This is a genomic window from Vibrio spartinae, assembly GCF_024347135.1.
Classification (GTDB): Bacteria; Pseudomonadota; Gammaproteobacteria; order Enterobacterales; family Vibrionaceae; genus Vibrio; species Vibrio spartinae.
On the sequence record NZ_AP024907.1, the window covers coordinates 2714480 to 2736519 of the forward strand.

At 47.2% G+C, this 22040-nt stretch carries 20 protein-coding genes; 3 read left to right on the top strand and 17 right to left on the bottom strand.

Annotated elements, in window-relative coordinates:
- Nucleotides 1-120: 120 nt before the first annotated feature.
- A complete protein-coding gene (locus OCU60_RS12050) occupies nt 121-1008 on the bottom strand; it encodes a LysR family transcriptional regulator (RefSeq protein ID WP_074373159.1) in 888 nt (295 codons plus the stop codon).
- A gap of 97 nt (nt 1009-1105) precedes the next feature.
- Between OCU60_RS12050 and OCU60_RS12055 the strand changes: the two genes are divergently transcribed.
- The 3 genes from OCU60_RS12055 (at nt 1106) to OCU60_RS12065 (ending at nt 2804) form a co-directional block, all read left to right on the top strand.
- Entirely contained in the window at nt 1106-1726 is a 621-nt protein-coding gene (locus tag OCU60_RS12055; protein WP_074373508.1) for a LysE family translocator, read from the top strand.
- 528 nt (nt 1727-2254) lie between these two features.
- A complete protein-coding gene (locus tag OCU60_RS12060; RefSeq protein WP_159439463.1) occupies nt 2255-2398 on the top strand; it encodes a hypothetical protein in 144 nt (47 codons plus the stop codon).
- 37 nt (nt 2399-2435) lie between these two features.
- The gene (locus tag OCU60_RS12065; RefSeq protein ID WP_139302117.1) at nt 2436-2804 is read left to right on the top strand and encodes an L-asparaginase family protein; all 369 of its coding nucleotides are present in this window, start codon (nt 2436-2438) and stop codon (nt 2802-2804) included.
- Nucleotides 2805-2991: 187 nt separating this feature from the next.
- Here OCU60_RS12065 and OCU60_RS12070 read toward each other — a convergent pair whose 3' ends face one another.
- The 16 genes from OCU60_RS12070 to OCU60_RS12145 all read right to left on the bottom strand — a co-directional run bounded on the left by OCU60_RS12070 (nt 2992) and on the right by OCU60_RS12145 (nt 22035).
- The gene (locus OCU60_RS12070) at nt 2992-4479 is read right to left on the bottom strand and encodes a tripartite tricarboxylate transporter permease (protein WP_074373157.1); all 1488 of its coding nucleotides are present in this window, start codon (nt 4477-4479) and stop codon (nt 2992-2994) included.
- Nucleotides 4480-4487: 8 nt separating this feature from the next.
- The gene (locus OCU60_RS12075; protein ID WP_074373156.1) at nt 4488-4925 is read right to left on the bottom strand and encodes a tripartite tricarboxylate transporter TctB family protein; all 438 of its coding nucleotides are present in this window, start codon (nt 4923-4925) and stop codon (nt 4488-4490) included.
- Between the two features lie 151 nt (nt 4926-5076).
- On the bottom strand, nt 5077-6030 hold the full coding sequence (locus OCU60_RS12080) for a tripartite tricarboxylate transporter substrate binding protein (RefSeq protein ID WP_074373155.1): 954 nt from the start codon (nt 6028-6030) through the stop codon (nt 5077-5079).
- Between the two features lie 68 nt (nt 6031-6098).
- Nucleotides 6099-7028 (bottom strand): dihydrodipicolinate synthase family protein, encoded by a 930-nt coding sequence (locus tag OCU60_RS12085; RefSeq protein ID WP_074373154.1) that lies wholly within the window; start codon nt 7026-7028, stop codon nt 6099-6101.
- A 47-nt stretch (nt 7029-7075) separates the two neighbouring features.
- Nucleotides 7076-8305 (bottom strand): ribokinase, encoded by a 1230-nt coding sequence (gene rbsK, locus OCU60_RS12090; RefSeq protein WP_074373153.1) that lies wholly within the window; start codon nt 8303-8305, stop codon nt 7076-7078.
- A gap of 285 nt (nt 8306-8590) precedes the next feature.
- The gene (locus OCU60_RS12095; protein WP_074373152.1) at nt 8591-9979 is read right to left on the bottom strand and encodes a sensor domain-containing diguanylate cyclase; all 1389 of its coding nucleotides are present in this window, start codon (nt 9977-9979) and stop codon (nt 8591-8593) included.
- A gap of 148 nt (nt 9980-10127) precedes the next feature.
- Nucleotides 10128-11600, bottom strand: coding sequence for a PepSY-associated TM helix domain-containing protein (locus OCU60_RS12100; RefSeq protein WP_205410493.1), 1473 nt, complete (start codon nt 11598-11600; stop codon nt 10128-10130).
- A gap of 36 nt (nt 11601-11636) precedes the next feature.
- Nucleotides 11637-12113, bottom strand: a complete 477-nt coding sequence (locus tag OCU60_RS12105) for a DUF2946 domain-containing protein (protein ID WP_074373150.1) — start codon at nt 12111-12113, stop codon at nt 11637-11639.
- 489 nt (nt 12114-12602) lie between these two features.
- Nucleotides 12603-14285, bottom strand: a complete 1683-nt coding sequence (locus OCU60_RS12110) for a carboxylesterase family protein (protein WP_074373149.1) — start codon at nt 14283-14285, stop codon at nt 12603-12605.
- A gap of 317 nt (nt 14286-14602) precedes the next feature.
- Nucleotides 14603-15661, bottom strand: a complete 1059-nt coding sequence (rlmF, locus tag OCU60_RS12115) for a 23S rRNA (adenine(1618)-N(6))-methyltransferase RlmF (RefSeq protein ID WP_074373148.1) — start codon at nt 15659-15661, stop codon at nt 14603-14605.
- Between the two features lie 198 nt (nt 15662-15859).
- Nucleotides 15860-16513, bottom strand: a complete 654-nt coding sequence (locus OCU60_RS12120; RefSeq protein ID WP_139302115.1) for a GIN domain-containing protein — start codon at nt 16511-16513, stop codon at nt 15860-15862.
- Between the two features lie 60 nt (nt 16514-16573).
- Nucleotides 16574-18004: a cytochrome P450 gene (locus OCU60_RS12125; RefSeq protein ID WP_074373145.1), complete on the bottom strand. Its 1431-nt coding sequence runs from the start codon at nt 18002-18004 to the stop codon at nt 16574-16576.
- On the bottom strand, nt 18004-18963 hold the full coding sequence (locus tag OCU60_RS12130) for a beta-ketoacyl-[acyl-carrier-protein] synthase family protein (RefSeq protein WP_074373144.1): 960 nt from the start codon (nt 18961-18963) through the stop codon (nt 18004-18006). Before OCU60_RS12130 ends, OCU60_RS12125 begins: the two co-directional genes overlap by 1 nt.
- Nucleotides 18954-19877 (bottom strand): hypothetical protein, encoded by a 924-nt coding sequence (locus tag OCU60_RS12135; RefSeq protein WP_074373143.1) that lies wholly within the window; start codon nt 19875-19877, stop codon nt 18954-18956. The genes OCU60_RS12130 and OCU60_RS12135 overlap by 10 nt, the downstream gene beginning before the upstream one ends.
- Complete coding sequence (locus OCU60_RS12140) at nt 19877-20992, bottom strand: acyl-CoA dehydrogenase family protein (protein ID WP_074373142.1); 1116 nt, start codon at nt 20990-20992, stop codon at nt 19877-19879. The genes OCU60_RS12135 and OCU60_RS12140 overlap by 1 nt, the downstream gene beginning before the upstream one ends.
- 101 nt (nt 20993-21093) lie before the next feature.
- Entirely contained in the window at nt 21094-22035 is a 942-nt protein-coding gene (locus OCU60_RS12145) for a 3-oxoacyl-[acyl-carrier-protein] synthase III C-terminal domain-containing protein (RefSeq protein ID WP_074373141.1), read from the bottom strand.
- Nucleotides 22036-22040 lie beyond the last annotated feature (5 nt).

Genomic DNA, 22040 nt, shown 5'->3' on the forward strand with positions numbered 1-22040 from the left:
TCGCTTGATTGGAAAATGTTCATCACTCAGTGCTTCGCTTTTCTGTTATGGTTATGAATCTTGGCAACTTTCTCTGGGTTCAGCGCTGTTTACCTGCCCTCACACATTGTCTAATTCAGGTCAGATATCTCCTTCCCTTAAACAAGCGGCAGGCACACACGCTAAGAATTTATTTTCAAGCCATTGCTGAAATTGCTGCTCTTGGGTGCCCAGCGCTTCTGACTGCCGCAATAATACATAATGATAGCCGGACAACATAAAGCCAAAAGGCGCAACCAGCCTGCCATGTTTCAAATCATCAGTAACCAAGGGATATGACCCAATTGCAGCCCCCAGCCCATCGACAGCCGCTTGTAAACAAAAATAGAAATGGTCAAACGATTGATTGCATTGGTTTCGGTGGAGTTGATGATTTGACTGAATGGACCAATGTTCCCATGCGCCACGGCGCGTCTCACTGTGAAGCAGAACAATCGTTGAGAAATCATGCTGAACCTGACGCCAGTATTCAGGAGAACACACCGGCCCGACCCATTCTTCAACTAACGGATGTACCCCATAGTTTGACGGTATATCAAAGTCATCACGACGGATTGCCATCGATAAACCGCTCTCGCCTAAAGTGATGGGGCCTCCTGCGGTAGATAACCGGATATCAATGCCAGATATCTTGTAATACTCCGCAAGTCTCGGCATGAGCCACCGCATGGTTAATGTCGGCTCGCAGGAAACTTCAAGATAGTCAACCGTGGCACTCTTTAGCTTATGAATCCCTGTATCTAACGCATCAAAGGCGATGTCAGTGTACTGCTTCAGTAACTCTCCCTCCGGAGTCAGTCTTAATCCCCGTCCTTGCTTGTAAAACAGAGGTTGAGCAAGGTGAGCTTCTAATAACTTAATCTGCTTACTCACCGCTCCGTGAGTAATGTGAAGTTTATCTGCTGCCTCAGTAAAACTGGCAGACGCTGCGGCCACATGAAAAACATGGAAAGCTTTAAGATGTCTCATCTGTGATTTTTTCTCACATAATATGTGCAATATTTTCGATTATAACTTGCTCAATGATCGTTACAATAATCTCAAATCAACTTGTACGAGAATGGATATGGAAATCACAAGTTACATAATTTTGGGATTGTTAATTGTCGTAAGTCCAGGGGCTGACTTTGTTTTAGTGGTCAAAAACAGCCTGAGCAGCGGGCGAAAAGCAGGCTTACTCACCGGGCTTGGCATTGGGATCGGTGTCTGCGTCCATATTAGCTACTCAATCCTTGGCATCAGTCACTTATTATCACAGAACATCATTGTATTCAGCATGATTAAGTATGCCGGCTCAGCCTACTTAATCTACTTAGGGATAACTGGCATTTTCTGTTCAAAGTTGACACTCAACCGTAACGCGATATCCGCACCGCAGGCGACGCATAAGGCCCGGAAATATTTTACACAGGGATTTTTTTGTAACATGTTGAATCCGAAAACAATGCTGTTTTTTCTCAGTGTATTTAGTCAATTGATCTCTCCAGACACAGATAACAACACATCCTTTGCGTTGATTTATGGGCTATACATTTCTGCCTTGCATATCTTGTGGTTCTGTCTGGTCGCATATCTTATGACCTCGAAGAAAATATTATCTGTTTTCCAAAGCGTTGGACACCGAGTGAATCAAGTTTGTGGTGTCGGACTGGTTGCCTTCGGTGCCACATTATCACTCTCTCAATAACGGATTTCTCAATAACGGATTCTCAATAACAGATAATGTCAATCATAGAGAGACTGTGAATGATTCAAGACCCAATCAAGCACTCGATTCACAATACGAGATTTATTCACAATACGAAAGGTCATGGATGTGATCTGGTTTTTAGCCATGGGATAGCAGCTCAAGCTCAGTTAAGGCAATAACAGGGCGCCTCTTTATCGACTGACAGGATCGCTTTGGCGATTCTGTCAGTCAGTATTCAGCGACGAAAATAGCATCATACATAGCATTCATATGATAAAAGCTTAATTCCATTAATTTCATATAAATAAGTAAACAATATCTGCCACAGATGAATTCATATCACTTAACATGAAATATATACAACCCATTGAAATAAATATAATTTGTTTTCACTTGGTGCAAAATGTAACCGATTGCACCAAAGTAACCCAAGAAAGGCCTTTTAACGGCTAAAAACGCTGAATTTTAATGGCATGAATCATGCTGTATTGGTATTGCAGTATTTTCTATTAAAAGGACTTTCTAATGAAAAAAAGATATTTGGTTTCGGCAATGATGTTACTGACCAGCATCTCAAGTTATGCTGACAATTTACCTCATGTAACCATCTACGCAACAGGCGGAACCATTGCAGGGGCATCTGCTTCAAATGTGGACAGTACCGACTAGTGGGCAGCCATACTTTTATTACAAAAACACACAACCGATGGAAAAACCACATTTTGACATCTCCAATGTCAAAGAGCTGCCAAAGGTCGATATTTTGTATAGCTATCAGGATCAGGATGATTCACTGATGAAAGCCGCGATTAAAAACGGGGCGAAAGGGATTGTCATCGCAGGTACGGGAGACGGTTCAACACCGAGCTGGATTCAAGATACGATTAAGGATGCAATGAAAAAAGGGATTCCGGTTGTCGTGGCGAGTCGCGTTTATACCGGTTATGTCTCAACGCATGAGAATGCGATCGGTTCAGGCTTTTATAACCCACAGAAATCAAAAGTTATTTTAGAATTAGCTTTAGCGAAAGGCGAATCCGTCGATCAAATTCGCAAGTACTTTGCAAAACTTTAAAAATTACAAAAGACCTATGATTGATATGGTATAAAAATTTAGGTAAAAGGGTGAGTTTCATTCACCCTTTTTGTCACACAAAAAATGCCACTGGGTCAATCAGTGGCATTTTTCTTTGTTCGAAAGGCCTATCAATCGCAGCAATCAGCCCACAGGCTGATGACTACGATTAATTCATTTCATCTTGCTATGGCTTGAAAGATTTCAGAATCGAGCGGACTTGAACTAAGACCACCACCGCAAAGCAAGTCGCGAGTACCATTGAAACCGGACGCTCAACGAAAGCCAGCAGATTTCCATCTGATTTAATGAGTGACGATAGTAGATTTTTCTCTAGCATCGGTCCCAGAATCATCCCCAAGATAATTGGAGAAATTGGATACTGCGCTCGCTGGAGCAAATACCCGACGACGCCCATACCTAACATCACGACAATTGAAGATAGCGAATTATTAATAGCAAAAGAACCGACGGTGCTGAAAATAATAATAATCGGATACAAAATCGCTTTATCAATAAATATCACGCGCTTGATAAAGTTAACCACAATGGTCGCTAATGGGAGCAGCATCAAATTCGCAATGAAAAACAGTATAAATACCGCATAAAGTTTCTCAGGATGGAATAAGAACAGTGTGGGCCCGGGGTTCATATCCTTCATATACAAAACACCGATAATAATCGCGGCTGCGGAATCGCCCGGAATACCAAATACCAATGAGGGAATCCAGCTACCGGCTAAGCTCGCATTATTACTCGATGACGCATCAATAATGGCTTCTTCAGAGCCTTTCCCGTACTTCTCCGGGTTTTTGGAAAACTTTTGTGACAGTGCATAAGCGATCCATGCAGCAATATCAGCGCCGGCTCCCGGCAGCGCACCAATCAGCGTTCCTAAGATACTACTACGACCAATATTCAACTTATAGCGCCACATCGTTTTCGGGACGCCCTTAAACAGATTAAAACTCGACTGGGTCGGGATCACATCTTGTTTTTGGCTGGTAATCCGATCAGCGTAGTATTCAATCGCTCCGGAAATGGCAAACAGACCGATCATCGCAGGGATGAAGCTGATCCCCTGCAACATACTCACCTGCCCGAATGTAAAGCGAGGCACACCAGTAATCTGATCGTAACCGACACAGGCAAGGAGCAAACCGAGACATAACGTCACCATACCTTTGACTGGTTGGTTACCTACCACTAATGTTGCACAGGTTAGCCCCAACAGCGAGAGCCACATATATTCATAAGAGCTAAATTTTAATGCGAACCGGGCCAAAGCCGGGGCTGCGAACATCAGGATCAGTGCACCGATGACACCCCCAATGACCGAACTGGTGAGGCCAATACCGAGTACGCGATTTAATTTACCCTGCTTTACCAGCTCATTTGAGTCCGCAACATAAGCGGCTGAGGCTGGCGTCCCGGGAATTCTCAGCAATGCACCCGGAATATCACCGGCATAAATTGACGATGCCCCGATAGAAATCATCAGCGCCAGTGCCGGGATCGGATCCATGAAAAAAGTAAATGGCACCATCAGCGCCACAGCCATAGTCGCGGTTAGCCCCGGAATTGATCCAACGATAAGCCCGAACAACCCGGCAGCAATCACCGCCAGAATCGCGCTCATATCGATATACTGCAATGCTTCAACGAAAACAGACATATTCACTCCTATGACCAGAAACCTTCAGGCAATGCGACCATCAGGATATGCCCAAAAACATAATAAATAATCCCTGAAGACAGCACCGAAAAGACCATATTCATGAATATCTTTTTAGGGTGACGTAAACTCATCAGGCCAAACAACAACCCTGTCGCACAAATCAGGAAACCCAGATAGGAAATTAAAAAGGTAAATAATCCAATCGATACGATAATCAGCAGTAACGCGCGAATTTCCACAGCCGTTAGCTGTAATTTTTCCGGCCGCTGGCGAAGGTGAATTACGGCATCCAGTACGGTAAACAGCAACAAAAAAGCACTGAGAATTGTTGGCATATACCCCGCGCCATAAGCGCCGATACCGCCATATTGCTGGATACTGGTAATGAGTATAAGCAGTGAAAAAATCCCGATAATAAATTGGGAAAGAGGTAATGAACGCATAAGATACCTACGTTTTTCTGAGAGCCTATATTGATTACACATCACAACAGGCTAAATGTCTGGGCGGAAACCGCAGCCTCCGCCCCTATGGTTACTTTAGCTATGATTACTTTAGCTATGATTACTTTAGCTATGATTACTTTAGCTATGATTACTTCAGCTTATTGATGAGTTTTCCGTATTTCTCATCTTCTGATTTCATAAAGTTCCCCAGATCATCACCGTACAATGGGTACACTTCAAACCCTTGCTTGGTCGCAAAGTTCTGGAGTTTTCCTTCTTTAAATACGGCTTTCATCGTGGCAATAAGTTTTTCCTGAACCTCGTGAGGAATGCCGGCCGGTGTCACTAAAGCATTCCACGTCGAGAAACTGTATTTATATGGTGTCGCCTGCTGGAAGACCGGAATATCTTTGTACAGCCCGGTATTTGTTTCAGCCATTGTGGCTAAGTTTTTGACCATACCGGCTTCAACCATACTTTTCGCTTCTCCCGGAGAAGAGGTGGTAAAGTCGATCCCACCGGACACCAGTTCCATCAACGCAGAGCTTGAACCTTCAGAAGGCACATAAGTAACGGAGTCTGTCGGAACGCCCATCGCATCAAGCATCCCAATCAGATTCAAATGCCAGCCTGAATTTAGCCCGCTTCCGGATGCTTTCAGTTTGCCCGGATGTTGCTTGATGTAATCCGTCAATTGATTCACATCTTTAAACTGGGAGTTGGTTGCGACTTGAATCCCCCCTAAATTCACGGCTAATCGGGTGATCGGTGTATAGTTCTGATAGTTCAGATCGGTCATCCCCTGATGGTGCATCATGGCAATTTCAACCGTTGCAACCCCCAGCGTGTAACCGTCGGGCTTCGCCTTGGCCATTGCATCATGTCCGACAACACCAGCACCACCCGTGCGGTTGACGACGTTGACATTGACACCAAGTTGCTCTTGCAACCCTTCTGCAACTAAACGGGCGACAGTATCGGTGTTACCACCGGCACCCCATGGAACGATAATTTTAATGGGTTTATCCGGCCACGCTGCCATTGCACTGGTTGAAGCTAATAGAGCCGCGGTAATCAGACTAAGTTGTAGGGGATGTTTCATGTTGGCGCTCCTGTCATATTATTTATTCGTTCAGGTAAGGTTCAGGTAAAAGTCGCTCTATAGGCGACTTAATCGAATGTTTTCATCGTCGTCCGATATGCTTGCGCTGATGCCGCGATTTGATCAAGGATGACACTTAAGCCCCAATATTTCTCTAACACGTCATCATCAGTCACGCGGCTGTGTACTGAACTGAATGTGCCGAGGCGCTGATGAAAGACTTTGGCATTTTTCGGGTAACCAAGCGTTTCAGTCACTGCGCTCAATGAAAGGAACCACGAGAGCTGTTGTGCAAATTCCGGGGCCTGAGATGCATTGTGATAAAGCCAGTGATACAGATCCGGATGGAAATTGGTAAAGACACCACTAAAGCCTTTCGAGCCATGCTGTATCGCTTCATAAGCAATCGCTGCATTGGCATTAATAATGGCCAGCGGTGACGTTTTGGTTAACTGAACCCGACGTTTCACCGTTTCCAGATCACAACTCACATCTTTCAGCACAACAAAGCGGCCGGAATCGGCACAGAATTGAATCTCTTCATCGGTTAACAACCGTCGATAAGGGGCCGGACATTCGTATAATCCCAATGGCATGTCCGCAGGAATGGCATCCATCAATGTATTCAGATGATTCAAGAAAGCCGCTGTGCCTTGATTGTCCGGGTCGAGACGATTGGTGACTAAAACCAAAGCATCGATCCCCGTTGCAGCCATCGCTGTCAGCTCAGTAATTTGATCATCAATGTCAGGTGAAATGTGGCCGGAAGAAATCACCGGAATCCGTCCATTGGTGTAATCCACCACAAACTGAGATAACGCCACCCGTTCTTCAAGCGACAAAAATAGCATTTCACTGGACTGACAGACGGCAAAGAGCGCATCGGCACCATTTGCAATGTACCAGTCAATTAACGTCTCTAACCCTTGGTAATCAATTTCGTTTTGGTCGGTAAATGGTGTCAACATTACCGGTACAATGCCTTCAATCTTTTTCATCTTCTCTGTCCTAAAAACATCTATATCAAAAACATTCAGTTGGTTCGCTAAATTGCGATAACTGCGACTTGCTGCTGAAGCATACGCGCTTCAACTAACGCATTATTCGGCATATTCGCTGCGCCTTCTCTCTCAACAGACAGGGATGCAAAAGCGGTCGCGTAATAAGCTGCCTGAGTCAGGCTTTTTCCCTTCGCCAGCGCGGCAGCCAATGCACCGTTGAATGCATCACCGGCTCCGGTCGTATCGACGACAACAGCACTGTACGATGGGATATGGGCACACTGTTGACCATCAAAAAGCACCACGCCTTGCTTACCCATGGTAATAATGATGTTCTGTACCCCTCGTTGATGAATAATCTGGGCTGCCTGTTTCGCGGATTCCACATCGGTAATTTCCACGCCGGATATTTGCGAAGCTTCGGTCTCATTGGGCGTAAGAATGTCCGTATTTGCAAAAAACCGATCAACTTGGGGTAAATAAGGAGCAGGATTCAAAATCACGGTGACATTCAATCCTTTTGCCAGCTTCATCACCCCGTCAATGGCATCAAAATTATTTTCTAACTGAACTAACAGCACCTTTGATTCGGTCAAATACGGGATCAATTCCGCAACTTCTTCATCCGTAACCAGCAAGTTCGCCCCCGGACAAATCGCGATGAAATTTTCACCGACATCATTGACATAAATCACCGCACTCCCTGTTGCAGCCTGATCCGTTTCATAGATGGAAAAAGACTCCATCCCACAGGCATCGAAATGATTCTTGGCAAACTGACTGAACTGGTCTTTCCCAACCTTGGTCGCAAAATGGACCCGGGCTCCTGCCGCATGAGCCGCGATGGCCTGATTCGCACCTTTACCACCCGGTCCGAATGTCGTATTTTCAGCCACCAGCGTTTCTCCGTTTTTAGGAAAACGGTCAACCCGGGCAACGATATCGACGTTAAATGCGCCAAAAACACAGACCTTGCCGATCATTGCTGCTGATAAAGCTCGCTGCGAATTCACAGTACGATTACGGTGATGAGTGCGCATCAAATGGCTAATATCCAAACTTTCATCTTGTTGCAATTCGTTCTGGAGCAGATGTTTTTTCAACGATGCGCCGCCATGGTGACGTATCAATACTCCGTCTTGCTGAAGTTTAGACAAATCCGTCCGAATCGTTTCTTTCGTTACCCCAAGATGTAAAGACAAAAATTCGACGGTTGCCTGCCCTTGTTGGCGCAACAGTTGAATAATCCTTTCTTGGCGTAGTTCTTTGTACATATCACTCACCCTCGTATTTAAATTGATTCTAGAAACATCGGAAATAAATGGTGAGATAGGATTCAAACAAAAAACAAGCAAACAAAAACAAACAAAAATATCGTAACTCCAATTGTCTAAATGTGATCTTTATCAATATAGACATTTAAAGCATAGGAGGAAAATTGCGAGAAAATGGACTGATTCGGTCACCACACAGAAAATGAGCAAGACGAAGAGATACGGTCAGTGCACTTAGAATGTCTGCGCAGTCGAATTGCCCGCGATGTTCCGTTCATCCGCGATTTAATCGTGCTGAATTTGATCACGCCCAAGCGCTTTGGCCTGATAGAGGAGCTGATCCGCGCGTTGCACAATGCTTTGTGGATGATCACTCAGTGACATTGCCGTGACACCGATACTCAATGTGAGTGTTAAGCCACTATATTTCTCTGACAGATCCGTGCGCTTCAGGCTATCCATCAAACGGTTTAAAGCAATGCATACCCCTGCCATATGGGTATCAGGGAAAAGCACAATAAACTCTTCTCCTCCCCAACGACCGTAAAAGTCACCTTTACGCCCCATCACCGAGACCAACTCACCGAAACATGCTAAAACTTCATCTCCCACCTGATGACCAAACCGATCATTAATCGATTTGAAGTGATCGAAATCCATCATCGCAACCGTCAGATTTTTGCTATATTTCAGTGCGAACGTGATTTGATCCTGTAACGCCTGTTCAATACAACTCCGACTGGCAAGACCGGTTAAAGAATCGGTGTTGGCTAAAACTTCCATTTGGTCATGTGCGGTTTCTAACGCTTTGAAGTCTTGCTCAAGAGCGACTTCGTGACCGACCCATTCGGCCAGTAACCGTAAGATTTCGATATCCTGACGAATAAATTGCCGCGTTGGACAAATACTGGAGAAATTGAGTGTGCCATATCGCTCACCATCCACAAAAATCGGTACGCCAAGGTAAGCTTCGAGGCCAAAATTTTCAAAACAAGGATGAGTGACAATCTCGCTCTCTGATACATGCGAGAACCCTTGTACATCATTAGCCTGATAAACAAGACTGCAATAAGTGATGCCGAGTTCAAATGTCATCCCCGCTTCTAATGCATTTTCCGGGTGAATCACTTGTTGAATCATATACTGATCACCCGATATTTTACTGAAAATACCGATGGGTAAACCAAAGTAGCTCGTCCCCAACTCTAAGATGGCCTCAATACGCTCTTGAAAGGCTAACTGTCTTGATGACGTGATCAGATGCAGTCGATTCAGCGTTTCTTCGGCTGCAAGTCGTGCTGAATCGTCCTGAATAATTGCCACAAAAAAGATGGGGGTCCCCTGCGCATTTTTGATCAGGCCACCAGACGTTTGTCCCTGAAAAGACTCACCGGCAGCATTGATATAACGGACAACATAAGGTTCATTTGTATCATCGGCATTGGTGTTGAAACGTTCCTGACCCAGCCGGATAAAATCATCCTGATCCGCGTAGAGCAGCGCGGTGCTCTGATGATAAATCTCTTCACTTGAGTAACGAAACAATGTTCTGGCGGCAGCATTCATACACACAACTTCCCGGCCCAGAGTTGCAACAACCACGGCCATCTCAATGTGCTCGAAAACGTGTGCCAGCGTCTGGGTGTCTAATCCCGATAATGCTTCGTCAGCCATATCTATTCACCACCTCTTCGGAAGCCAAAAAGTAACATCCTCTCAACAAGTATTGTTGATATAAGAGAAATGTCCATGACTGGTAATCAACAAGCGTAACCTCATTCCCCGGAGGGCCCAGAGAATGAGGTTTTATTTCCGCCAATCATCAAAGTGAAGCAGAATGTGTTTTCGTCACTTGCCCGGCACGCCACCAGCGTAATGCATCAACCACGACAAACAGCAGCAAGCTCACGCCCATCACCGGCAGTGCCAACCCCAGTGACACCGCAATTATGACCGCGAGCGCTCGATATAACATCGGCATCACCAGCCAGGTTTGCAATAATGTCTGTGCCGGAGAACCGGCCGCAGGACGTCGTTTCCACCACATGCGATAGCCCCAAACCACCATCATACATAGCGTCAGGCCAAATGCCGCCAGTAGTAACTGATTCGGTAAACCAAACAGAACCCCCATGTGGGCATCAATCCCCCAGCGAATCAGTTTTGCAATCAGCGGAAAATGCTCGAAATCAGCCCGGCTGGTGACAACCATTTTCTGGGCATCAACAGCAACACTATCGACCTGGGTCGGCCAGGCGCGGTCAATTTCACGCACAAACCATGCTTTATCAGGTGTCTTTGCGGGGACAATTTCCAGTTTTGCAGCATCAATACCGGCCTGCCTTGCCGCCATGAGAACGCCATCAAATTGCCCATCCTGCGCATGGTTGATGCCATGGGTATCTTGTGGTTTGGCGTGATGTTCGGCATGGGCGTCATGACTAGCGGACATACCAGACATCGATGTCTCATGTCCGGGTAAATCTCTGGATACGGAAGGCGTCACCCAGCCAATCGCTTGACGCCACTCGGCAATATGACTACCGGCCCACTTCGACCAGGTTAAACCCGTCGCTGAGATAAAAAACAGCCCCAGAACAATGATTAAACCGGCCTGAACATGACGACGGCGGTGTTTAACATAAGTATTACGATTGTTCCCCCGCTGCCGGATCCGCTTTTGTCGGCGTCGGGTCGTCCACCATAAAATCAAACCACCCATAGCAGCGATCCACAACCAAGACGCGGCTAATTCACTGTAGACGCGTCCCCACTGCCCTAACATCAAATTTTGATGCAGATAATCCAGTTTGATACGCAGTGGCAAAATCCCGCTGGTACCATAACTTGCCAGTTTGCCCCGAATCGCTAATGTGACGGGATCGACAAACACTGTCTGAGATTCATAACCATACAAATCCGGGTCAATAAACATCACCCGTGTGGTATATCCCTCCCCTATCGAAGGGCGGACCGCTTTGAGTTTTAAATCCTGCGGTAAGCTTTCCCGCGCTGCGCGGATCTGCTCCGCCAGTGTATGAAACTCCCCCCGGCTCGGGGTTGTGAGCTCATGATGATATAACCGCTGCTCAATTTGAGGTGTCAGTACATAAAGCGTCCCTGTCAGGGCTGCAATAAAAATAAAAGGACCGACGAAAATCCCCACATAAAAGTGAAGCCGCGCAATAAAAGCCAGCAACAGAGTTGCCGGTGCTTGTGAAGACTGAACATTCATTTCTAATTCTCTTTGCCGGGATGCAGCACAACTACAATCCCGGTGATTTTTTAGTATCACGACGATCTCCCTGAATCATTCAGATTCAGGGCTGTATCAATGTTGATGAATCAAAGAAAACAAAGCGGGCGGCGGGGCTCGGGGAAGCTGTTTTTTACGCCATTCGGCGCGAAGTAAGAAAGGTTGCATCGTCACGCGAAGCCACTCCAATACAGCGCGGTGAGACGCCAACTGTAGGGGTGCGTATGTTATCGCGCTCATATGTAACAACAAAGAACAGTAGCCGCACCATGCATGATGCAATGCATGAGCGTCTTGGTGGGTCACTGTCGTTGGATGCGTCGCGTGATGTTCAGTTGTCTGACTATTCGGGTGATGAGGCGCTGACTCGTGCATCATCATGGTTGGAGAATGAACACCAGCTTGCGACATCACCATCGTCTGGGAGACTAACGGCGCTATATAAATCATCAACATGGCGAATAGCCCACACCAAGCCATGGACCGTTGCCACTTGAGCTTCAGCCATGAACGATATGTGAAACGACTATGAGTACGAATACAATTGAACATGATAATGATGACGATTCATAAATGAGAATGAATGACGGTTCGGTATCTTAACATTACTGTCAGAAAAAATAACATCCAAGCTGTCGCGCAGATGATGAATATCACACCGAAATAGCCGTTATCTTCAAGAGTGTTCATCCCATATTCTGACGACGACTTCTGTCGTTGGTCCGTTTTGCTAACCGAACTCGGCATTGGTTTGATTAAGACGGGGTTGATACAGACCGATTTAAATGAAGCGGCGATTTGAATAAATATGAAACAAAGACCACAATGTTAAAGCCCGTGTTCTCAATTCAGGGTTTGTCTGCAACACGCTGCCGTCATTGGGGGGAACGTTCAAAGAACGACAATTGACAGGCAGCGGTTGCGGACAATATTTTAACTCATATGCATTCAAACATCATGCTGATTATTGTGCTGAAGCCCGGAGATAAGTCTCAGGCGGCCTTCACTGAGTCAAATTCTCAATCCAGCACATATACAAACTCATTCTGCCCATAAAGTCGGACTACCAAAGTGCTCATCCAGTTCCTGACTGAACCAACGACCGTTTAACACATGTTGCAGCAAATAGACTTTACTCTCTTGGCTAATCGTATGGTCATCTTCAATCATGGCGATGACATCTTTGACCGTGAAGGTTGGTTCACTACGATAAGCAATGGCTGCATCGTGGTTCGCATCCATCATGTAAACCGTCTGTCCTTGATCTTCACGCTTGAGATTCCACGGGTTCCATCGCGTCGCGTCAGAAAAACTGGTATGGCCGGTGCGAATGAATGCCTTCAGATGACGCTTAAATAACGCGCCTAAAGCTTTCGCGCCCGGAGAATCAAATGCTTTTCCTAAATAAGGCTTCCGAAAGTGATCATCCAGCAGCGGCAAGAAAACCCCATGAAATGCCCCCAGATGTTTCATCGGAGAGCCAACGACTGTCGGATCCGAACCGTAATCAAACTCCCCTGCATAAATCGGAGCCCGGAAATGTGCCGCCATTTTTTGTGCAGATTCAGCGATATTAAATGACCGATACAACATACCGCCGTATCGATAAACAAATCCATATTCATTGACCATTTTCGGATCCGTGGTCCAGTCTTCTTTCTGGCGGAAATAAGGATCACCTAAAGCAAAGAAAGAGAACTCATCATGCCCGGTCAGCATCATGGTCGGGACTTCATTATAGCGATGCGTTGCAAATCCTTCTTGCGGTAATACCTTGCCATCACGATAGAGATGCGGGAAGACACTCATTCGAATCGCAGCGTTTTGCATCAACCGGGCAATCCGATCAGCCGGCAGTTCCAGCAGATACTTTTTGACTGCCGGTGTCGTTTGCGCCAACCACGCTTCAGCGGATTGCTGATCCGGCTGAATCCCATCCTCGACCACCAACGGTGCAAACGCACGGCGAAAAACTTTCTGGCTTGCTTCTACCGGTGATGTTGTCATCCCACCGCTAAACACAATCGCATGCTCGAACTTACCGGTAAACAGCGGAGAAATCAGCATCGCCATCACATCACGTCCACCGGCTGAAAACCCAGAGACCGTGACATTGTCAGCCTGCCCGCCAAACTGACTGATATGATTGCGTATCCAGTCCAGAGCCCGCGCCTGATCAAGTAAGGAAAAGTTACCGGAAGCCTGAACAGCATCATCGGATTTCAGCACCATGAGTGGATTGAAACCCAGCGCTCCCAGACGGTAATTTAAAGTGACAATCACAGCATTGATATCGACGGCCAGTTGGCTCGGGTCAAACTCATCTGCCCGCCCTCCCTGATTGTTGCCACCATGAATATAAAGCACAACAGGCAGTGTTTGTTGGGTGTTCGGACGATAGATATTCAGATTCAGACAATCTTCATGACCAATCACCTCACCGGATGAGACCTGAGGACAAAGATTACCTTGCTGATCGGCCTGAAAAGGTTCATGGCTGGCCTTGGGAGGCTGAGGCCGTTGCCAACGTAACGCCCCAACAGGGGCCTGAGCATAAGGAATACCCAGCCAGCGATTGGTACCGGACTTTGAATCAGTGACGCCGGTCATCACGCCTTGCTTTAACGTCACTTGTTCAGTGTAAGCAAAGGCAGAAGAAGCGCCGCCGAATGCCAATGATAGAGAGAGTAAAAGCGTTGATAATTTACCAATAGATTGATTCATAACATGTATTCCCATCCAGTGGTGATCACAGTTAATTGATTTCAGCGGTGATGGTGTTTAAAACAAAAAAACCGGCTGACTTCAGTCAAGAAGCTACGCCGGTTTTGCCTTCAGAGGCAAACTCTGAAGTAGCAATCCAATAAGACTCAACGACAATAATATAAATAGCCGAGGCCGTCTATTTATCCGTGCATAATTTTACACAAAGTATTTGGGAATCAATCAATAATGATAAAAACATCAACCAATTCAATCAAATCAGGCGAGCCATAAAGACTTTGACTTAAATCCTCGTCCAATTCAGCCGCCTTGATCCTTTACTTTGATGTCCGAGCAGACTGTTTCAGCCACTGCTGACGCTGTGGTGCGGTCATAAATGTCCAGGCCATAAAACGACTATTCTTCTGCCCTTGGCTCATTTCAACGATTTGTATCTCCTGTACACCGACCTTTTGCAATTGTTTCTGCATCCAACGGACATTCTCTTTCTTGGAGATAAGCGTGGTAAACCAGAGGACCTGCCCGGCAAATTCGCGGCTTTCCAGAGCCATATTTTGAATAAAAACCGCTTCACCACCGGGACACCAGAGTTCAGCTTTTTGGCCACCGAAGTTCAGTGCCGGCTGCGGCTGATTCTTTTTATGACCAGCATTAGCATGACCACGCTTCATGCGGTTGGCATTCAGGTTACTCAGCTTTCGCTGGGTACCTTGTAAGGCCGCTTGCAGTGATTGATGGAATGGCGGATTACAGGTGGTGATGTGATAGCGCTCTCCCGGCTGAATAATGCCTTTGAATAAACAGCGACTGTCTTGCTGCAACCGACATTCAACTTTCCCTTGAAGCACAGCATTACTTGCCGCGATTCGGTTGGCACTCTTGATTGAGACCGGATCAATATCACTGGCAGTATAATGCCAATCGTAGTCACAGACACCGATGATCGGGTAGATACAATTCGCGCCGACACCGATATCCAGCGCCTTGACCTGGGCCAGCACCAAATCCGGCTCATGACTCAGCAAATCGGCGGCACGATGAATATAATCCGCTCGCCCGGGAATTGGCGGGCAGAGATACCCTTGCGGGATATCCCATGTTGTTACCTGATAATATCGGCTCAACAGCGCTTGATTCAGCAGCTTCACGGCCAGCGGATCAGCAAAATTGATCGTTGGTTCACCATTCGGATTCTTTGTGACATGCTTTTTCAGATCGGGTAATGCTTTGACCAATTCAACAAAATTGTAGCGTCCCTGATGTTTATTCCGTGGATGTAGCCCCTTCGGAGCCGCCACCCTCTTCACACTGACATCAGATAATGGTTTCGCAGATACCGAAGATTTAGCCTTCGTCGGTTTTCTTTTTTGGCTCATGTGACTCATATTCGTTGGAAAAACGCGCCATTGTCCCCTTTTTTAGCCCCTGTTGCCAGAGTTGTGCTGCGGTCAGTGCCGGGCAATGCCCATCACTCAATCATTGCTGATCGACAGCTTGACTCAATTGCTGCCGGTCCGCACCGACAGCGCATATTTTTATTCCAATCAGCAGCACATGACTGACAATCGCTTACATTACTGACAATCGCTTCTTGTGCTATATCCGCCCATGGAAACAGACAGATGACTTTGCGTCTGTTTACCTAAAACAACCTTCGCCCCCATTGAAGCGGAACCATTCACCGTATCAACATGGCACAAGTTAGCCTTTGCGCCCATCGCAACGGTTACATTGGCTTTATGCGCATAAAAATCGTTGATCTCACTATTAAAATCAGCCCCCATGCTGATATCCAAATCGAGGGTATTGACGTTTCCTTTCAGTGCATAAGCCGCGCCCATTGAACCTTTAACCGCCAGTTGTTCATCAGCCAGCGCACAGTCACCGGCGTCAACCGAAACACCAAATTGTGCTTCAACTGATGTCAGCGGCTTATTGGTATAAATCTTCACCGTCAGTTTATCCGGCCAGAAACCTTCATCACGATAGCCGTCATTCACCAGAGAAAGCTTGTCGCCGGTAACGCCCAGTTGCAGTTTATCCAGTAAATACTGCTTACCGGAGGCCACAACTTGTGGTGTACTGCTGCAAACCACTTCGGCATTCATACCTTTTGACAGTACAAGCTGATTGAATGAATCAACCGGAAAAGTCTGCTCCGCGGCATACAGTGGTGTGGACATCACCACACCGATAAGCGCCATATATTTCATGGATGAGCACTTCATAATAACTCCTTGATAGGTTGAGGCCGTCAAGCCTATTCATGACACTGTTATCGCATATATCTATGGTGTCATATTGGTGGATTGTTCACTATGTTGTGATTGTGGAGCAACCGATGATACCGACGGATGAGAGCCATGCGGTGCGACCTGAAAAGCAACCACACCCCGTGGATGAAGATTCGTGTCAAACTTAGGCCGCAGATTTAACATCTGCATCAGTGGATCAAGCGTAAACCGGCATTCTGAGCATAACTTCAGCAGGGTAAATGCCAGTTGATTGAGAGAGAGCGTCATACCGACACAATTTCTTTTCCCCTGGCCGAACGGTAGATAAGTCGTCGGGTCAAGTCGTTTAAGTTGCAGGAAGCGGTCAATATTGAATTCCGCAGGATTTTCCCAGTATTCGTGATTCCGGTGAATCAGCCAGGGCGAAAATATGACATTAGTCCCTTTGTCGATCCGACATCCGTCAATCTCGACCGTTTCGCTGGTCGTTCTTTCAATAATTGGCGAAACCGGTGTCAGCCGGAGTGACTCTTTTACCACCGCCATGGTGACCGGACAGCGCTGAATCGACCACGCAACACTCTCCAGTTTCTCAGCTTCCTCTTGGATTCGTTCGATCACTTCCGGATTGCGGGCCAAATGAATCAGGCACCAGCAGAGATTCGTTGCCGGATTATCAATACTGCCGAACAAATTCCCCATCAGCATGTTCACCAGCGAAACCATATTCTGTGGCTGATTCTCAATATCGAGAGTCTGCGACAGTGCAGCAACCATGGTATCGGGTTCTGCCGTAACCAGTGCCCGTTCAGTCAGCTCACGGATTTTCGCCTGATAGGCCAGCAGTTCCGGATCATTGCGGAGCGCTTCCTGATTGTCCGCTGTCGCCATCTGAATCATCCGGAAGAAGATTTCGTGATTCAGAGTGACGAACCGCACACCTTCCTCAACCGAAATCGCACTGCCGATAAACGGATCCAGCACATTGCGGGCTGCCCATTCAACGCAGATCGGCCAAATGTCATCAATCCCTTCGGTGCCGGAAGCCGCCGTCAGAAAGCGCTCGGTAATCCAGTCAGCAGCTTTGGCCATAGCCGCATGGGTGCGTTCCAGTTTCGGACTGACCAGTGGTGCGGTCATTTTCCTGCCGTTTTTCCACTCTTCACCATCTTTGGCAAATGTCAGCGAGTCACCCAGGATGATCCGCCCGACAGCCGATGATGAAGGTAATTTGTGTATCTCTTTGACAAAGCTATCGTAATGATCGAGCCAGTACTGCACATGCGCAGCCTTGCCCAAAATGACCAGTTCACTTTCCCCTTCACAGATGAGCCGGAATGCGCCCTGATGTTGTTTAAAGCCATCCTCAATCACTTTGAGAATGCCAAAACTATGGAGTCTTTTCAGCGTGACGTGCTCCGTCGGTAGCTGTTGTGGTGATATGGTCATACGCTCTTCTCCCTGACCCGGAAATTCGTTGTGCATCACTGAATCCTGTTCGTGGATTGTGACAAATGAACATGGCAGGCACCGACATACGCACCAGAACCGATTGAAAGCAGCGCGATATCCTCGGCTTCAGCCTCCTCACCGGGCAGCGCCTGATTATCAAAATAACGCTGAAGTAATAGAAAAGGATCGGTAGCACAGCAATGACCTATTTCCGGCAACAGTGCCAGATCCAGACAAGCACCGGTTTCCGGGATCGTTCTGGCAAAGTTCATCCAGCTCAGTTTATTGATGTTATGCGGCAGAATGACCTGCCGACGATGCGTATCAAACGCGAGAGCCTGCAATGCATCTATCACCATGTGATGATGCGCGGCAAAGAATTCACGGTTTTGTTGCTCATCACCAAACAGTCCGCCATGAAATTCCGGATGATGCTTCAAATAGAGCTGCTCAATCTGGCACCCGCCAGGAAGATCATCGACGACCAGAGCCACAAAAGCGTCACCCATCATGGTACAGCCGGGAATATAGCGCTGACCGAGCGGAAATTGTGAGAATGAATCACCGATCAGCAGCATCACTCGGGTTGCCACGCCACAATCAAGTAGTGATTTCGCCAGTGACAGCCCCCAGAAGGCACTACCACAGTTATGCTGATTCACTTCGTAGCAGCGCTCGACCTGACTCAGAGCCGGATGACTCCGGCACAGCTCACCGGGGAAATCAATCCCATCTGCGTGCTGAACCGGAAAAGCATGAACATAAACCAGCGTATCAATTGCAGGTTCATCCGCAAGCAGTGTGCTCTCCGACAGCAATCGGAGAAACGCCTGACGGAGGCTCATGTCTTCCGGTAATGCGGCCACACAATCGATCCCGAACAGTTGACGGAAGACTCTGGCATCGACAGCCCTACCTCCGGCAGCCTGAACGATCTCCCCGGCATCAATACGTAAATCTGGAATAAAAGAAGACATTGCAGCTATGCGCATAAATCTTCCTCCTGATGCGTAAAACCAACCCCAGTCAGAATACCGTCATCATGACGAATCAGCAGATAATCCTGATCCGGTTGACCATACTGTTCAAGGGCAGCAAACGGAGCAGCACACAGAAGTTTGTCGTCAATCGCGATATGCTTTTTATGACTCGCCCGTGGCAAGTCATCATGTTCCGGTAACGGTCTGGAAGATAACTCTGATTCACAAGACAAACGTGCCAGCAGTGTCGGGGAAGCAATGATCCGAGTTTCCGGAGCGAGGCCAAAGTGAGTGATCATTTCCTGAACTGACTGGTCAATATCTCGCTCGGTCACATGAGTGTGCTTGCGGTATCCGGCATAGGTCCATCCGCTGCCGGAACGGCTGATCTTGACAATACAGGCACTGTTCTCCGGAGCCAGTTCATCCATCAGTGAAGAACGGTACAGCAAGTGTTTCTGATCAGCGATCAGCAACAGGGCTGAGCTGTCTCTTTCCTGAATGTAGCGGTGGATACAGTCCAGCGCCATAAACGGAGCCGACAGACCACGATCACTGATCGCCAGCCCGAAACTCTGTTCGCCCAATTCCAGAGTATGAATCACGTAATTCACCACCGAGGTTCCCAGATGCAAATCGGGTGTCCAGTGCGCCAGAATCACAGTATCGACATCACTTAAATCCGTACGCTGACGAAGGCGGGGCAGCAGTCGTTCGAACATACTGGCAAAGGCCGCTTTATCTTCAGAGCGGATGCAGGATTCTACCCGGCTCATGTCGCTATCATAAGCCAGACCATTGGATTTGAAGAAGGCCGCGATGAAGTCTTCCCAGTGATCCTGCTGTTCCAGCCACTCCGGGTTAAATGTTTCCAAATTGCCGAATGTATCCCAAATGATCTGTTGTTGATTGATGACCGTTTTCATCACGCTGCCCCTAAACTTGCCGTGTAAGAACGAAAAGCATTCAGACGATGGATATTGGATGTGCCTTCCATATATTCGAAGGCAAAAGCATCCCGGTAACGTTTCTGCAACGTCACATCGGTCAGCCACTGCTCAGGCAGATACTGTGGCAGCAAGAGCGCGACCTGTTCCGCAAAGCGGGTCGCCTGATGTTTCAGTTGGCTGGTCAGATGCACTTTGGCATCGCCATGCTGATAACCGTCACCCACCTGAAGCAGTTTCTGATACAAGGCATGATACTGACGCCATTGATACGCCAGCCCGGTGACATGTGCCTGTTCCAGCGCGGCTAATAAACCTCTTGCCGTGCCCAATGCCATCGCTGCAACCAGCGGGCGGTGTTTTTCAAACACCGTTCCGATCGCGGTAATTCCCTGCCGCAGACCACTTTCATGCAGACCGAGAACCTGTTCTCCGCTGACCGGTAGGTTACGCATCTCAATCCGGGAGAGTCCGGCACCGGCAAGACCATAGGCCTCCAGCGGTGTGACAGTAAATGTTTCCTGATGCGCGGCCGGTTCCACCATCACCAACCGCTGGCTATTCCCCATGCGGGCAAAGACCAGTCCGACACTGGCAAGCTGAGCGCCACCGATGAACATTTTCTCGCCATTAAGCAGAAAATAGTTATCTTTCGGTGTCAGTGTGGCAGCGATTCCCTGTGCATCTGAGCCGAAATCAGGTTCAGTCACCGCAAAAAATGTCCAGGCCGGCTGTTGCAGATAACGGGAGAAAAAGAATTCCTGCTGAGCTTCATTTCCCTGTGCCATGACCGCCCGGCAGGATAATGATGTCCCCGGCATTGCCATCATGCCACTGGCGTCAAATCTCGAAATATACTCAACCAATGCCAGATAATGGATGAAATTTTCCGGGTCAAATGCCATTTCATTCAGGCGTTCCCGGTAAGGATTATATTGATCCGGTAATCCAATATGAGAAATTGCCAGCAAAACGTCATCATTCAGTAATTGACGCGCTGCATCAGAGTCGGTTTCAATCAATAAACCGGCTTGTGCAAATTTACTTAAATGTTTATCCAGCCCAGATAATTTAAGTTCCTTTTCAATACACATGGTCGTGCTCCATTGGCTAATAATTTAATATTTCATGGATAATTCGATCATATCAAATCAGCTATAAATAAATTGATTAGAATTGCAGTTCGGTGAATGAATTAAATACTTTCACCACATTCAATAATCGCAGACGATGCTGTCGCACCAAGCCCGACGGTCATCAACATCACTTTATCTCCCGAATTTAACCGCCCGGATTCGAATAACGTCTTCAGATTAATAAATGGGTCGGCACCAAAGCAATGACCATATTGACTGATATTTTCAAGAAATAATAAGTCTGGCGGTAAACCCATATTTTTAGCTATTTGTTTCCAAGAAGAAATATTCACATTATGTGGTACCAAATATTTAATATCGCCCCATGACAGACCACTGTGTTGTAATGTGTAATCTATATGGTTCTGGGTAAACGTAAAATATTTATCCTGAAATGAATGCGGCTCCGCATCTTCTGGATAACCACTATTGAGACTAAAAGAACCATCCCGACTGGTGACATTATCCGTAATCCGAAATTGCTCACCATTGCGACTCAGCAGCACGGCACAGGACACTTCCCCCATGATGGTGGTATCAGGAATCAGCTGAACCCAGCGGTGAAATGCCTTTTCGGCAATCAGCACAATCGCATATTCATCGTCGTCTAGTTGCGCTGAGACATAATCCAGCACAGAGAGTCCGGTTGCGCAGTGGCTCATGGTATAACTGGCATACTCGGTCTGCGGGCCGAAAATCTCAGTAACCTGTCTGGCAATTTGGTTATCTCCGAAAGGAAACACTGTCGGAATCGTATGACAGTGCACAACATGTTTCACCCGCCCGTTCAACGCGGGATGTCGGCTGGACAACCGCTCCAGTGCCGGACGAATCATTTCGCCAATCGTTTCTTCGTCCTGATGCGGAAATGATCTGAGTCCGTAAAAACGGTCAAACATCCGGGTTTCAACACCGGAGAGTCCTAATGATTCGGCTGCCTCATGCAGCGTCTGTTGTCCCGCGGCAAAATTGACTTCTATATCTCTAATATTGCATCTCATTTGAT